General features: G+C 58.7%; 13 protein-coding genes and 1 riboswitch. Of the genes, 4 read left to right on the forward strand and 9 right to left on the reverse strand.

All coding sequences use genetic code 11. The features are described 5' to 3' along the window. The first annotated feature begins 92 nt into the window (after positions 1 to 92). From hisS to hisG, 3 genes are read left to right on the forward strand one after another with little or no spacing between them, the layout of a single operon-like run. Positions 93 to 1,571 carry a histidine--tRNA ligase gene (gene hisS / locus C7964_RS03260; RefSeq protein ID WP_110278221.1) on the forward strand — a complete coding sequence of 493 codons (1,479 nt, stop codon included), beginning with the start codon at positions 93 to 95 and terminating at the stop codon, positions 1,569 to 1,571. Beyond that, positions 1,571 to 2,644 (forward strand): ATP phosphoribosyltransferase regulatory subunit, encoded by a 1,074-nt coding sequence (locus C7964_RS03265; protein WP_110278222.1) that lies wholly within the window; start codon positions 1,571 to 1,573, stop codon positions 2,642 to 2,644. The genes hisS and C7964_RS03265 overlap by 1 nt, the downstream gene beginning before the upstream one ends. Then, positions 2,644 to 3,333, forward strand: coding sequence for an ATP phosphoribosyltransferase (gene hisG / locus C7964_RS03270; protein ID WP_076661009.1), 690 nt, complete (start codon positions 2,644 to 2,646; stop codon positions 3,331 to 3,333). Before C7964_RS03265 ends, hisG begins: the two co-directional genes overlap by 1 nt. Here hisG and C7964_RS03275 read toward each other — a convergent pair. From C7964_RS03275 to C7964_RS03285, 3 genes are all read right to left on the reverse strand, one after another. After that, positions 3,330 to 4,121 carry a YkgJ family cysteine cluster protein gene (locus C7964_RS03275; RefSeq protein ID WP_110278223.1) on the reverse strand — a complete coding sequence of 264 codons (792 nt, stop codon included), beginning with the start codon at positions 4,119 to 4,121 and terminating at the stop codon, positions 3,330 to 3,332. The genes hisG and C7964_RS03275 overlap by 4 nt on opposite strands. Before the next feature lie 62 nt (positions 4,122 to 4,183). Continuing rightward, the gene (locus C7964_RS03280) at positions 4,184 to 5,716 is read right to left on the reverse strand and encodes an AMP-binding protein (RefSeq protein ID WP_110278224.1); all 1,533 of its coding nucleotides are present in this window, start codon (positions 5,714 to 5,716) and stop codon (positions 4,184 to 4,186) included. Between the two features lie 46 nt (positions 5,717 to 5,762). Next, complete coding sequence (locus tag C7964_RS03285) at positions 5,763 to 6,194, reverse strand: DUF1489 family protein (RefSeq protein WP_110278225.1); 432 nt, start codon at positions 6,192 to 6,194, stop codon at positions 5,763 to 5,765. Positions 6,195 to 6,406: 212 nt separating this feature from the next. Here C7964_RS03285 and C7964_RS03290 point away from each other — a divergent pair, with 212 nt between their 5' ends. Continuing rightward, on the forward strand, positions 6,407 to 8,689 hold the full coding sequence (locus C7964_RS03290) for an adenosylcobalamin-dependent ribonucleoside-diphosphate reductase (protein WP_110278226.1): 2,283 nt from the start codon (positions 6,407 to 6,409) through the stop codon (positions 8,687 to 8,689). Here the strand turns inward: C7964_RS03290 and C7964_RS03295 are convergent. The 6 genes from C7964_RS03295 to C7964_RS03320 form a co-directional block, all read right to left on the reverse strand. Further along, on the reverse strand, positions 8,686 to 9,741 hold the full coding sequence (locus tag C7964_RS03295) for a FecCD family ABC transporter permease (RefSeq protein WP_110278227.1): 1,056 nt from the start codon (positions 9,739 to 9,741) through the stop codon (positions 8,686 to 8,688). The genes C7964_RS03290 and C7964_RS03295 overlap by 4 nt on opposite strands. A 3-nt stretch (positions 9,742 to 9,744) precedes the next feature. Further along, positions 9,745 to 10,689 carry an ABC transporter substrate-binding protein gene (locus C7964_RS03300; protein ID WP_110278228.1) on the reverse strand — a complete coding sequence of 315 codons (945 nt, stop codon included), beginning with the start codon at positions 10,687 to 10,689 and terminating at the stop codon, positions 9,745 to 9,747. Between the two features lie 12 nt (positions 10,690 to 10,701). Then, positions 10,702 to 11,484: an ABC transporter ATP-binding protein gene (locus C7964_RS03305; RefSeq protein WP_110278229.1), complete on the reverse strand. Its 783-nt coding sequence runs from the start codon at positions 11,482 to 11,484 to the stop codon at positions 10,702 to 10,704. After that, positions 11,481 to 11,888, reverse strand: coding sequence for a DUF1636 family protein (locus C7964_RS03310; protein ID WP_055296160.1), 408 nt, complete (start codon positions 11,886 to 11,888; stop codon positions 11,481 to 11,483). The genes C7964_RS03305 and C7964_RS03310 overlap by 4 nt, the downstream gene beginning before the upstream one ends. A 119-nt stretch (positions 11,889 to 12,007) precedes the next feature. Then, a riboswitch (cobalamin riboswitch) is annotated at positions 12,008 to 12,224 on the reverse strand. Between the two features lie 77 nt (positions 12,225 to 12,301). Next, positions 12,302 to 12,622, reverse strand: coding sequence for a hypothetical protein (locus C7964_RS03315; protein ID WP_110278230.1), 321 nt, complete (start codon positions 12,620 to 12,622; stop codon positions 12,302 to 12,304). 111 nt (positions 12,623 to 12,733) lie between these two features. After that, positions 12,734 to 14,344, reverse strand: a complete 1,611-nt coding sequence (locus C7964_RS03320; RefSeq protein ID WP_110278231.1) for a GMC family oxidoreductase — start codon at positions 14,342 to 14,344, stop codon at positions 12,734 to 12,736. Between the last annotated feature and the right edge of the window lie 90 nt (positions 14,345 to 14,434).

The following is a 14,434-nucleotide window of genomic DNA, read 5'->3' on the forward strand; positions in this document are numbered from 1 at the left end:
GCTTTGCCTTGATCCGCACCCGACTGCATTGCCCCTGTCACAATGGCGGGTTAAACGGCGCTGGAACAGAAGTGACCGGCAGGACCAAGCCTATGGCCAAGATCAAGAAACAGCCCCGCCCCAAGGCGCAGACGCCCAAAGGGTTTCAGGATTATTTCGGCGCGGATGTGACCGCGCGTAATGAGATGCTTGCCACGATTGCAGGGGTGTATCATCGCTACGGGTTTGATGCCTTGGAAACATCCGCCGTTGAGACGGTCGAGGCGCTGGGCAAGTTCCTGCCCGATGTGGATCGCCCGAACGAGGGTGTCTTTGCATGGGAAGAAGACAACGATTGGCTTGCCCTCCGCTATGATCTGACGGCCCCTCTGGCGCGTGTCGCGGCACAGTATCGCAATGATCTGCCGTCACCCTACCGTCGCTATGCGATGGGCCCTGTCTGGCGCAACGAAAAGCCCGGACCGGGGCGGTTCCGGCAGTTTTACCAGTGTGATGCGGATACAGTCGGGGCGGGATCCGTGGCTGCAGATGCCGAGATATGCGCGATGCTGGCCGATACGTTGGAGGCTGTGGGGATCGAGCGCGGGGATTACATTATCCGCGTGAACAACCGCAAAGTACTGAATGGTGTGATGGAAGTCGCGGGGCTGTCCGGTGACGACAAAGAGGCTGAGCGCGGGATTGTGCTGCGCGCGATTGATAAGCTGGATCGTCTTGGGCCAGAAGGCGTGCGCGCGCTCTTGGGTGAAGGCCGCAAGGATGCCAGCGGTGATTTTACTAAGGGTGCCGGGCTGGCGGATGCGCAGGCCGAGGTCGTCATGGGCTTTATGGAAGCCAAGCGCGATACGGGTGCGGCGACCGTTGCACGGTTGCATGAACTGGTGGCCGGATCAGCGCTTGGTGTCGAAGGCGTCGAAGAGTTAGAGACTATTGCGGCACTTTTGGCGGCGCAGGGCTATACCGCCGAGCGGATCGAGATTGATCCTTCCGTTGTCCGTGGCCTCGGCTACTACACAGGTCCTGTCTACGAGGCCGAACTCACCTTCGAAGTCACCGACGAAAAAGGCCGTCCCCGCAATTTCGGTTCTGTCGCTGGCGGTGGCCGCTATGACGATCTGGTCAAGCGTTTCACCGGACAAGAAGTGCCTGCTACGGGTGTGTCGATTGGTGTGGACCGTTTGCTGGCCGCGTTGCGCGCCAAAGGACGTATGGATCAGACGGCTGTGGGTCCTGTTGTCGTGACCGTCATGGACCGCGACCGTATGTCGGATTATCAGACCATGGTGGCCGAACTGCGCAATGCGGGCATTCGTGCCGAGGTCTATCTGGGCAACCCCAAGAACTTTGGCAATCAGTTGAAGTATGCGGACAAGCGCGCTTCGCCTGTCGCGATCATCGCGGGCAGTGATGAATTCGACAAAGGCATCGTGCAGATCAAGGACCTGATCCTTGGTGCCGAGATTGCCAAGAACGCGACGCTGGAAGAGTGGAAGGATCGCCCCAGCCAATACGAAGTGCCGCGCGACCAGATGCTTGCGAAGGTCCGCGAAATTCTGGACACGCACAGCTGATGCCGACCTCACCCGCCACATTGACCGAAGCCCGGCGTCTGCGTGATCTCTTTGCGGCCAAGGGCGCGCAGGTGATCAAGGCAGACGTGCTGCAATCGGCCGGGACTTTGCTTGATCTTTACGGCGAGGATATCCGCGCGCGCGCCTATCTGACGTCTGATCCATTGCGCGGCGAGATGGTCCTGCGCCCTGATTTCACAGTGCCTGTTGTGCAGATGCACATGGAGGCCCGTGCAGACCCCGCCCGCTACACCTATTCCGGAAAGGTGTTTCGCAAGCAGGAAGTCGATGAAACCCGCGCGAATGAGTTCGTGCAGGTGGGGTATGAAGTCTTTGACGGTGCTAACCCCGCAGGTGCCGATGCGGAGGTTTTTGCAGCTATCGCAGAGGGGCTTGCCGGGCTTCCTGTACGGGCTGCCACAGGTGATATCGGGGTGCTGATGGCGGCGGTGCGCGGGTTGCGGACAACTGATGATCGCAAGGCGGCGCTGATGCGCCATATCTGGAGGCCGCAGCGGTTTCGCGCGTTGTTGAAGCGGTTTGGCAGCGGTGCCTTGCCGCCTGCACGGGCGGCTCTTTTGGCTGCGGACGATCCTTTTGCGCAGGCAGGCCCGGAAATCGGGTTGCGCACCCGTGCGGAAGTGCAGGCGCGCATTGATGCGCTGCGTGCCGATGCGGCGGCGCCACCGATTGCCACCGAAGAAATCGCGGTGATCGATGCGATCTTGGGTTTGCGTGAGACGGCGCCAAATGTCCTGAGTGCCCTGCGCGATATTGCGGTCGATATGCCTGCGATTGGTGATGCCGTGGCCGCAATGAACGCCAGACTTGAGGCGCTGTCGAACCACGGCGTCGATGTTGACAGCCTTGAGTTTGAAGGCAGTTACGGGCGCACATCGCTGGAGTACTATGACGGGTTTGTTTTCGGATTTTACGCCATTGATCGTCCGGACCAGCCGCCCGTGGCGTCCGGTGGCCGTTATGATGCGCTGACGGCGCGCTTGGGGCAGGGCCGAGCAGTGCCTGCTGTGGGCGGTGTGATCCGCCCTGATCTGGCTTTGGGGTTGCGCTGATGTTGAAACTGGGTGTGCCGTCCAAGGGGCGGTTGATGGAAAAGACCTTTGACTGGTTTGGTGCGCGCGGGATCAGCCTGCGTAAATCAGGCTCTGATCGTGAATATGCGGCGGCTGTTGACGGGTTTGAGGGGCTTGAACTGGTGCTGTTGTCCGCTGGGGAAATCCCGCGTGAGTTGGCATCAGGGAATATCCATCTTGGTGTGACGGGGTCTGATCTGGTGCGCGAGAAGCTGGCCAATTGGGACAGCCGTGTCGCGGAACTTGCGCCGATGGGCTTTGGCGGGGCTGATCTGATTGTCGCGGTCCCGCAGGCCTGGGTTGATGTGAATACGCTGGATGATCTGGATGCAACTGCGGCAGCGTTTCGGCAAAAACACGGGTTCCGGCTGCGGATCGCGACGAAATACCACCGTCTGGTGCGTGAATTTTTGCGCGAGCAGGGCGTGGCAGATTATCAGATTGTGGATAGTCAGGGCGCGACCGAAGGGACCGTCAAGAATGAGACTGCCGAGGCGATTGCCGATATCACTTCGACCGGTGAAACACTGCGCGCCAATGGTTTGAAGATCTTGGATGACGGGCTGATTCATGCGTCCCAGGCGACCCTGTTTCGCGGGCGGCGCAATGACTGGACCGATGAGCAACGCAAGAAGCTGAAAGCGCTGCAGTTGGTGCTGGGCATTTAGGCCTGCGCGGCCCTGATCGCGTCACGGCACGCGATCTCCAGGGCCGAGGGTTTGTGGCGGGCTTTCGTGAGACCGGTTTCAGTGTCATCGCCAGCAACAGCAGAGGCTGCCGTCGCGGCCATGCTATAGCTGTGGACCTGTGTGATACCTTTCAGGGCTTGCCGGCACAGGGCATGAATCACCAGATAATCCAGATGGCTACCGAGGAGTCCTGCACCCTTCTCGGTCCCGCCCGCGGCATTGCTTTCGCAGGCTTCGGCATCCGTCGACAGAAATGAACGGCAGATCATCGGGCGCGCTTCATAGGCGCGGCAACTGCGTGTTTCGGGGTCAAGGACGGGGCAGGCCTGTGGGTGCCATGCGCGGCCATCGGGTTGGCCTGCAAGCGGACTTGCGGCTTTGTGGAGTTGTGCTGCTTCAAAGGCGGTAATGACGCCGCCCTCGCCACCCGAGAGGATACAACAAAAGGCACACCCTTGCGTGCAGGCCGCGTTTGTCACGGCCTCGGGAGGGGCTTTCATGATCTCGTCACGGACAGCGTGGCCCAGTCGCCATGCGGCTTTGCCACTGGCCATTTCCGCAATGACTTCTTTGGCGGGCATGCCGTAGGTTTGGGCGGTTTGCAGGAAAGAGGAGAGGATGCGTTTGGCGCGATCCTCTTGCGTTTTGGCGGCACCTTTGACGCGGGCTTTGGCCACGCGCGCGGCAATATCGGCGACAGTGATCGCGCCTGATGTATTGCTTTTCTGGGCGAGCCTGCGGGCCGCGCGGGAAGATGCTGGTTTCATACTGCGCCCTTGGATGCCATTGTCGTGCCTGACTATAGAAGGCACAGGCGGGGCGTCCAGTGTCAGCCTTGCAATCTGTCCCGCAAGAAACGGCGCAGAATTTTGCCGGATGCGGATTTCGGGATCTCATCCACGAAATAGACCTGGTGGAGCTGCTTGTAAGTGGCCAGTCGCGCCGCGATATGAGCATTGATCGCGGCCTGATCGGGGGCAGGATCGCCTGCCACGACAAAGGCCACGGGCAGTTCGCCCGCTTCATCGTCTGGCAGACCAACAACCGCAGCGTCTGTGATGCCGTCCATGGCGACCAACATGGCCTCCAACTCTGCCGGAGCAACTTGGAAGCCTTTGTATTTGATCAGTTCTTTCAGGCGGTCGGTGATGAACATATAGCCATCTTCGTCAATTTTCGCGATGTCACCGGTCCGTAGCCATCCGTCCGGGGTGATGGTTTGCTCGGTGGCCTGCGGGTTGTTGAGATAGCCCTGCATGACTTGTGGGCCTTTGATCCAGAGTTCGCCTTCTTCGCCCGCTTGCAGGTCTTGGCCGGTCTCTATGTCGACAATCCTGCAGGCTGTGTTTGGCGCGGTCACGCCTGCCGCCCCTGACCGCGGGGCGCTACGCGGAACCACGTGGGAGACGGGGCTGAGTTCGGTCATGCCATAACCTTGCAGCGCGTTGCAGCCCAGCCTCGCTGCAATCGCGTCGGAGAGATCGGCGCCGGAAGGAGCAGCGGCGATGAATACCTCTTGCAGCCCTGATAGGTCATAGTCATCGACGAGCGGATGTTTGGCCAACGCAAGGGCGACAGGGGGCACGACCCACATACGCTGGGCTTTGTAGTCCTGGCTGATTTGCAAAAATAGCGGCAGGTCAAAGCGTGGCATTGTCACCAAAGCGCCGCCGCCACCGAGATGGATATTCATGAGCACGGTCATACCGTAAATGTGGAAGAAAGGCAGGAAGGCGGCAGTTACTTCGCCCGTCTGGAAATCGGCGGCGACGATGGATTGATCGACATTGATCACAAGATTGCGGTGCGAGAGCATGACACCTTTGGGTAGGCCCGTGGTACCGGAGGAATAGGGCAGTACGACAGTGAAATCATCCAGATCGACGGGCACCTGCTCGGTGATCGGATCGCCAAAAAGAGCCATGTATTCCGGCGTGCCCATGGCGATAATTGGGGTTTCACCTGCGCCTTTCTGAGCGGTCTCCATGAAGTCGGGGATCGTAATAAGAAGTTCGGCACCGGCATCGCGAATCTGGTGGGCGACCTCGCTCGCGGTATAGGTCGGGTTCAGCGTTGTGATTGTCCCACCGCCCCAGGCGACAGCATGAAAGACCACGCAATACTCGGGCATGTTGGGGGCCATGATCGCCACCGTATGCCCTGCGCCAAAGCCTGCTGCGGCCAATCCTCCCGCCATGCGTTTGACCTGATCCATGAATGCGGCGGCGGTCATGCTGCGCCCGCTGGGGCCATCAGTTAGCACAACGTCGTTGGGGCGGCTTTCAAGGTTTTGAAAAACACGCTCGGTGATCGTCAGGTCTGTTGCAGGGACGTCGGGATAGGGACTTGTGAAAATGGTCATGCGGGGCTCCTCCTGCGCGGATCATGGCACAGGGTTTGCCGCCTGCCTAGCGGACACCGATGGCAGCAAGAGCCTTGGAAAGTTCGGGTGGCAGGGCCTCTTCGTCCTGCCGGCCTTCAGGCAGGTCGCGGGGGGCGTCATCTACGGTCAGATACCGCCAGCCCTGAAAGGCGCGTTTCGGTGTGGCCTCGACGCGGATCAGGCCCGGTTTGCATACGATGGCGCAGCGGCGGATGCCGTCGCCGCCGATGTATTCTTCAAGTCGCGCAATGGGTTGACGGCAGAGGATCACGCCTTTGATAACCCAGAAGATCGATCCGTCGTTCAGGATCTCTTCAGCCCGTTTCGGCCACATGCGGGTGATGTGGCGTGGCAGCCCGTCTTGGGTCTGTGCACGCGCCGTTGCCTGCCATGCAGCGAGATCGGCGACCGTTTCGGTGCCGACAGAGAGCTTCAGGATATGGACGGTTTTCGACATCAATCCCCCCCGGGATAAGTGGTAGTTAACGTGGATAAGCTGCGTGGCAAGGCCTGGCTGGAAAAAGGTTTATGTGGTGGCATATTGGAAATCAACCGCTATATGTGGTATTGTCGAGCTGCGGCAATTTTGATCTGCTTTAGCCATTCCCAACCAAACACCCAGCACGTAAGATGCAAGTCTTGCCTGTACCGATGAGGAGATTCCCCGCCATGACCGCGTTTTCCGCCCCTATTGCTGAACAAATCTGGGACATGAAGTACCGGTTCAAGGATGCGGGCGGTACGCCGATCGACGAAACGGTCGAAGATACATGGCGGCGCATCGCGGGTGCCTTGGCCGCAGTGGAGGATGATCCCAAAGAGTGGGAAGGCAAATTCTATGATGCTCTTTCAGATTTCAAATATCTGCCTGCGGGCCGGATCACGGCAGGGGCTGGCACGGCGCGGTCGGTGACGCTGTTCAACTGTTTTGTCATGGGCACAGTCCCTGACAGCATGGGGGGCATCTTTGACATGCTCAAAGAGGCGGCGCTGACGATGCAGCAGGGTGGCGGGATCGGCTATGATTTCTCGACGATCCGTCCCAAGGGTGCCAGCGTCATGGGAGTCGCGGCAGATGCGTCGGGCCCGCTGTCTTTCATGGATGTTTGGGATGCGATGTGCCGCACGATTATGTCGGCCGGTTCGCGCCGCGGCGCGATGATGGCAACAATGCGGTGTGATCACCCTGATGTAGAGGATTTCATCACGGCGAAGTCTGATCCTGCACGTTTGCGCATGTTCAATATGTCCGTGCTGATCACTGACCCCTTTATGGATGCGGTGAAAGCAGACGGATCTTGGGATCTGGTCTTTGGTGGGCAGGTCTATCGCACAGTGCGCGCGCGCGATTTGTGGGATGCGATCATGCGCTCGACCTATGACTATGCTGAACCGGGTGTGATTTTCATCGACCGGATCAACCAGATGAACAACCTGAGCTATTGTGAAACCATTGCGGCAACGAACCCCTGTGGTGAACAGCCCCTGCCACCGTATGGCGCATGCTTGCTGGGCTCTATCAATATGGCGCGTCTGGTCAGCGACCCGTTTGAAGATGCGGCCGCTTTGGATGAGGATGCCCTGACCGATCTCGTCGCGACAGCCGTGCGGTTGATGGACAATGTTGTGGATGCTTCGCGGTTCCCGCTTGAGGCACAGCAGGCCGAGGCCAAGGCCAAGCGCCGCATCGGTCTGGGTGTCACTGGGCTGGCCGATGCGCTGCTGATGGTCGGCCTGCGCTACGGGTCGGAAGAGGCGGCAGCGCAAACCGATAAATGGATGCACCAGATCGCGCGGGCGGCCTATCTGGCCTCTGTGGAGCTTGCCAAAGAAAAGGGGTCTTTCCCGCTTTTCGATGCGGAGAAGTTCCTTGCCAGTGGTGCCATGCAGCACATGGATGAGGACGTAAAAGAAGCAATCCGTCAAAATGGCATAAGAAATGCGCTTTTGACGTCGATTGCACCGACCGGCACAATCAGCCTTTATGCGGGTAACGTGTCCTCAGGCATCGAGCCTGTGTTTGCCTACGCCTACACGCGCAAGGTTCTCCAAAAAGATGGTTCGCGCACCGAGGAAGAGGTTGTGGATTACGCAGTCCAGTTGTGGCGTGACCTGAAAGGTGATGCACCTTTGCCCGATTATTTTGTGAATGCCCAAACGCTCGCCCCGCTGGATCATGTGCGGATGCAGGCGGCGGCACAAAAGTGGATCGACAGCTCGATTTCCAAAACGATCAACTGTCCCGAGGATATCAGCTTCGATGATTTCAAAGAGGTCTACATGGCTGCATGGGATCAGGGCTGCAAAGGCTGCACCACCTACCGTCCGAATGATGTGACCGGATCGGTCCTGTCGGTTTCGCAAGAGGCATCGCCGTCCGAGGTTCCCGCTCAGGTTCGCCATGAAGGCGAGGGCGCCGAGGTTGTTTACATGTCAGAGCCGCTGGACCGCCCGCAGGAGTTGGAAGGCGCGACCTATAAGCTCAAGTGGCCCGATAGTGAGCATGCGATCTATATCACTGTGAACGATCTGGTCATCGCGGGCCATCGGCGACCGTTTGAGGTTTTCATCAATTCCAAGAACATGGAACACTTTGCCTGGACCGTGGCGCTCACGCGTATGATCTCGGCGGTTTTCCGGCGCGGGGGCGATGTGTCTTTCGTGGTTGAGGAACTCAAGGCCGTGTTCGATCCGCGTGGTGGCGCGTGGATGCAGGGTAAATATGTGCCGTCTATTTTGGCCGCGATTGGTGGTGTCATTGAAAAACACATGGTCGCTACCGGTTTCCTGGCAGGCGAGGGCATGGGCCTGAAAGCCGATCCTCAGGCGGATGTTGTCGCCATCAATGGTGGCCCGCGTGGCAAGGCGTGCTCGTCTTGCGGCTCTTACGACCTGCGCATGGTTGAGGGTTGCATGACTTGCGGGTCTTGCGGGTATTCCAAATGTGGCTAGAGCGGCTTGCGCCGCAATAGCCACACAAAGAACACACCGCCGATCAGACCGGTGACGATCCCGATCGGGATGTCGTCGGGGGCCATAACTGTGCGTGCGATGATATCCGCCCAAAGCAGAAAGATCGCACCGCAGATGGCAGAAACAGGCAGTACGCGGGTGTAATCGCCGCCCACAATTAGGCGTACGATATGGGGGATCATCAGGCCGACAAAGCCGATGATCCCTGAAAACGCCACCATCACGCCCGTGATCAGTGCGCCGACCACGAAGATCGTCAGGCGAAACCGGCCTACGGGAATGCCCAAGGTGGCCGCAGTCTCATCCCCGATCGTCATCGCGTTAAGGTTGCCAGCGTTGGCCCAAAGGTAGGCGCCGCAAACCAAAAGGATCGCCAGCGGATAAATCAACTGGCTCCATTGGGCGAGGCCGAGGCCGCCAAGCATCCAGAAAACGACGGTGTGCACAGCGCGCGGATCGCCCAGAAAGATCAGCACATTCGCGGCGGACATCACGATGAAAGAGACCGCGACGCCAGCCAGCACCAGCCGGTCGGCGGTGGTGGTGGCGGCAAATTGCGCGACCGCGAGAACAATCAATGTGGCGCCGAGTGCACCAAGAAAGGCCATCAACGGCACTGTGAGCAGCCCAAGGAAAAGCCCTGTGTGTAAAAGCGCGAGGATCGCGCCAAACGCCCCGCCTGCGGAAATGCCTAACAAATGCGGATCGGCCAGCGGATTGCGCGTCACTGCCTGCAGGCTGGCCCCGACGATGGCGAGGCCCGCGCCAACCAGACAGGCTAGGATCGCGCGGGGAAAGCGGATGTCCCAGACGATGGCCTCGCGCCCGGCGGACCAGTCAGGGGTGATCAGGAAAGGCGCGACTTTATGCAGCAATATCCCCCAGACCGTCGGAAGCGGGACCGAGACCGCACCGACACTGACCGCCGTAGAGAGCGATAGAAAAAGCAAGACAAACCCCAGCCCGAAGGTCAGCCGCAGTCTCGCCTTCTGGGGGTTGAGCGTGGTGGTCTGTCTGCGCGCCTCATCCATCTGTTAATTGACGCGGAATGCTGCAGCGAGTGTTTTCACGGCCTCGATGTTGCGCGGGCCCGGTGTTGCCTCAACATATTCGAGGACAACGAAGCGGTCGTTCTTGACAGCGTCGAGGTTCGCGAAGGCAGGGTTGGACACCAAGAAGTCGCGTTTTTGCGCAGCAGTCACTTCGCCATAATTTACGATGACGATAATTTCGGGGTTTGCCTCGACAACGGCCTCCCAGCCGACGGTGGTCCAGCTTTTGTCGAGTTCATCCAAAATGTTCTCACCGCCTGCTGCTGCGATCAGTGCGTTTGGCATGGCATAGCGGCCTGCCGTAAAGGGCGCATCCTCGCCGCTGTCGTAAACAAAGACGCGGGGCGGTGAAGCCAGGGGGGGCAGGTCGGCGAGGAAAGTCGCGAGCTCCGCCTGGTAATCCGCGATCAGCGCCTCGGCGCGGTCCGACACACCAAAGATTGCGCCAAGATTGCGTAGGTCACTGTACATGTCGTCCATTGACGCAGCGGTGCGCGCGCCTGTCCCTCCTATGTGAATGCAGCTTTCCGTGAGTTCATAAACCGCGATGCCAAAGGGAGAGAGCGTTTCGGGGGTCACTTCGCCACCCACGCGCATGCCATAGTTCCAGCCCGCAAAGTAGAAGTCCGCCTCCGCGCCGATCAGAACCTCCTTGGAGGGGTATTGTTCGGAGAGTTCTGGCAGTTCCGCGACCCCTGCGCGCATGGTTTCGTCAAGTTTGTTCCAGCCGGAAATGCCTGTGTAGCCGACCATCTGGTCGGTCAGTCCCAGCACCAGCATCATTTCGGTGAGATTGATGTCATTGGACACGGCGGCCTTTGGCGGGGCGTCGAAAGTCACCTCGCGCTCACAGCTTTGGACGGTGGTTTGGGCAAAGGCGCTGGCTGCCGCGAAGCTGAGGACGGCGGTTGTCAAATACAGTTTCATGTGTGGGTTTCTTCAGGTTGGCAGATGAAAGGACAGGTGGCTGGCGTCGCTGGGTGCGAGTTTTTCGCGGCGCGCGTTGACGCGGAAAGTGTCGGAGACCAGTGTTTCGGTCAAAAGCGTATCGGGCGATCCAAATCCACGGGGGTGGCCGTTTTCCAGAACAAGGATATCATCGCAGATATTGGCAGCCATGTTCAGGTCATGCAGTGACACGACGATGGTCAGATCAAGCTGCTTGATGAGCGCGAGCACTTCGAGCTGGTGGCGGATATCAAGGTGGTTTGTCGGTTCGTCCAAGATCAGAATTTGTGGCTGCTGTGCCAGCGCACGAGCGACCATGACACGCTGGCGTTCACCGCCCGAAAGCGTGCCGAAATCGCGGTCTGCCAAACCTTGCAGGTCGAGGAGTGTCATCACTTCGTCGATCACGGTGTGGTCTTGGGTACCGGGGCTGGCATACGCTTGGCGGTGAGGGGTGCGCCCGAGCGCGACGATTTCGCGGGTAGTCAGGCCGAAGGCTGCGGCTTGTTCCTGCAAGACTGCCGCAACGTGTTGGGCTGCTTTGCGTGCGGGCATGGACCAGATGTCCTGCCCATTGATTTCCACGCGTCCAGTGCTGGGCGCATGATAGCGGTAGAGCAGCCGCAAGAGCGTTGATTTACCTGCACCATTGGGTCCGACCACACCAAGCACGCGGCCTGCGGCGATCTCAAAACTTGTGGGCTGAAGCACAGGATCCATCCGCCGGTGGGGGCGCCAGCTTGCGTCGGTGACTTTCAGATGTGCGCCGCTCATGACGCAAGCACCTTGCTGTCTTGCAGGGCGATCATTGCGGCAGGCACGCGGGCCAGCGTGGATTTACGCAGTTTGCCTGGGCGGTCCACCGAGGAACACCAGCCGTCATGCAGCACAGCGTATTGTTTGGCAAAGTCGACGAGGTCGTCGATATCATCCTCGGGTGTGATATCGCCGAAAAGGTAAGTCGCCTTTTGCGTCCCGTGATAGGCGACCGTACAGGGGCGGTCGCAGCCTGCCATGCAAGCAACGCCCGAAATGGCAAAGTCTTCGGCAATGCTATCGCCCGCTGCGGCAATCGCTTTGCGCAGTTTTTCAATAAGTTCGTATCCGGGGCGGCATTCCGTCCCCTTATGTCTACACGATGTGCAGACCGTGATGCGGTGTTGTGTTGTCCGGTCCATGCAGCCCTCCGCGCATAAGCGGGGGGACGAAAGGGCATGTTTGTGGGGCCAAAAGAGCCGTGTTCACCATCATGTTCTCCGCTCCGGACACCCCGCCCGGTTTGAGTTTCTCGTGGCACATCTCTGTACCTTTGATGGCAGGTCTCCTGACTTTGCGGGTCGCTGCTTGCCCGATCCTTCCCGAGCTTGCGCTCAGTGGTGATCATCGGGGTCGCTCGCCGCTCACAGTTGCGGGGGCAGTCACGGATTCGGCGCGCTTTGGCTCTTCCTCACCGTATTCCCTTTTCATTCCAGACGCATTTTCGGCGCATGGAAACCATCCTTGTCAGTGTTTGCGATTCCGGCGGAGGGGTCAAGGGCAGAGTTGACAGCTGGCGGTGTCAATCTACCGGTGTTAGCGGCCGTGCCATATCCTAGAGCAGCAAATCACCCAAACCAAACTGCGCCCCGATGATGCCGATAATGACGCCAAGTGGTAGGCTGAAAACCATAACAAGCGGTTTGCGGGGTTTCTGGAGTTGTCGAGGTGCCGAAAACCTTCCTGTCGAAATGAACTCGAACGCCCGTTCCAGAATCAGATAAAAGACGATGAAACCTGCCGAAAGGGCGATGATCATCAAGATACTGCCCCAGGCGCCACTGGCGGCAAGTGCGAATAAGCCATCGATTGCCAGTCCAAGAAATACACCGACCGCAACAAGCGCAGCGAAGTTGAACCAGTCAAAGGTCTGCATTTTTTGTCTTGTTTTCATATACTACAGCCTCTTCGGATCTACGGGATCAAGCATGGAGCACGCGCGATCGGGTTTTTCAAGTAGCCTCAAGTCGCGGCCGTCCCTCACTTCCTAGACGTCCTCCAAAATCAAATCTGACGCTTTTTCGCCAATCATGATCGCAGGGGCATTTGTGTTGCCCGAGACAATCTCCGGCATGATCGAACAATCCGCGACACGCAGCGCTGCAATGCCATGCACACGCAACCGCGCATCAACAACCGCGCCCTCGCCCTCGCCCATCTTGCAGGTGCCCGTCGGATGATAGATCGAGGCAGTGTTATTGCGCGCCCAATCGAGTGTCGCCTCGTAGTCATCCATCGGCAGGCTGGGATTTGGCCGGAACTCTTCGCTGATCTTTGACGTGAGTGGCGCGTGCCGCGCAATTTTGCGGGCGATATTCACGCCTGCGACCACGGTGCGGCAGTCGGTTTCGGTGGACAGATAATTCGGAATAATCTTGGGGTAGGTCCGTGGATCGCTGCTTTGCAGCCTGATCTCGCCTTTGCTTTCCGGGCGGAGCTGACACACCGACATCGTGAAGGCCGAGAATTTATCGGCACCCTTGCCGGGGTTTTCGGCCGAGAGAGGTTGGACGTGGAACTGGATATCAGGCGTTTCCAGGTCGTCGCGCGTCTTCAGGAACCCAGTTGCAAGGCTGGCGGCCATCGTCATCGGACCGGCGCGGAACATCAGATACTTCAATCCGATCTTGGCCTGCCCGAAGAGCGAACCGACCTCATCATTCAGGGTAGGTTCGTTGCATTTGTATACAAGCCGCGCCTGCAAGTGATCCTGCATGTTCTTGCCCACACCCGGCAGATCATGCACCACGTTGATGCCATTTTCAGCCAAATGCGCCGCCTCTCCGATGCCCGAAAGCATCAGGATTTGCGGGGAATTGATCGCACCGCCCGACAGAATGATTTCCTTGCGTGCCTTGATGGTTTGCACCGTCCCGCTGCGGTCGGTGTAGGTCACGCCTGTTGCGCGTTTTCCTTCGATAATGACCCTTTCGACCTGCGCATGGGTGATGATTTGCAGGTTCTCGCGCGATTTGACCGGATTGAGATAGGCCACAGCCGCACTACACCGCCGGCCGTTGCGCGACGTCAGCTGAAAAAAGCCCACGCCTTCTTGCTCTGCGCCATTGTAGTCAGGGTTGAATTTATAGCCTGCGGCTTGCGCCGCTGCGACCCATGCATCGGTGATCGGACGTTGGATGCGCATGTTAGAAACCGACAGCGGGCCCTGATCGCCGTGGTATTCATCGGCACCGCGTTCGTTTTTCTCGGCGCGTTTGAAAAGCGGCAGTACATCGTCCCACCCCCAGCCGGTGTTTCCCATCTGGCGCCAGCGGTCATAATCCTGTGGTTGTCCGCGGACGTAGAGCAGGCCATTGAGCGAGGAAGACCCGCCCAGAACCTTGCCGCGGGGCCATTCTATCGACCGCCCATTCAGGCCCGGATCAGGCTCTGTCTTATAGCACCAATCCACCTTGGGATTGTGGATCGTTTTGAAATATCCCACCGGAATATGGATCCATGGGTTAAGATCACGGCCACCTGCCTCAAGCAGAATCACCTTATGTGCGGGATTCGCACTGAGGCGATTGGCAAGGACACAGCCTGCAGAACCTGCGCCTACAACTATAAAATCAGCTTCCACTGCTTCTTTCTCCATCAATGTGAAAAAACTCTATGCAGAACGCAAAGACTATACTAGGCTTTTTTGAAACTATAAGTCTCAATAATCGACAACATGGGAGGAAAC

It is taken from the genome of Loktanella sp. PT4BL (assembly GCF_003201935.1).
Classification (GTDB): Bacteria; Pseudomonadota; Alphaproteobacteria; order Rhodobacterales; family Rhodobacteraceae; genus Yoonia.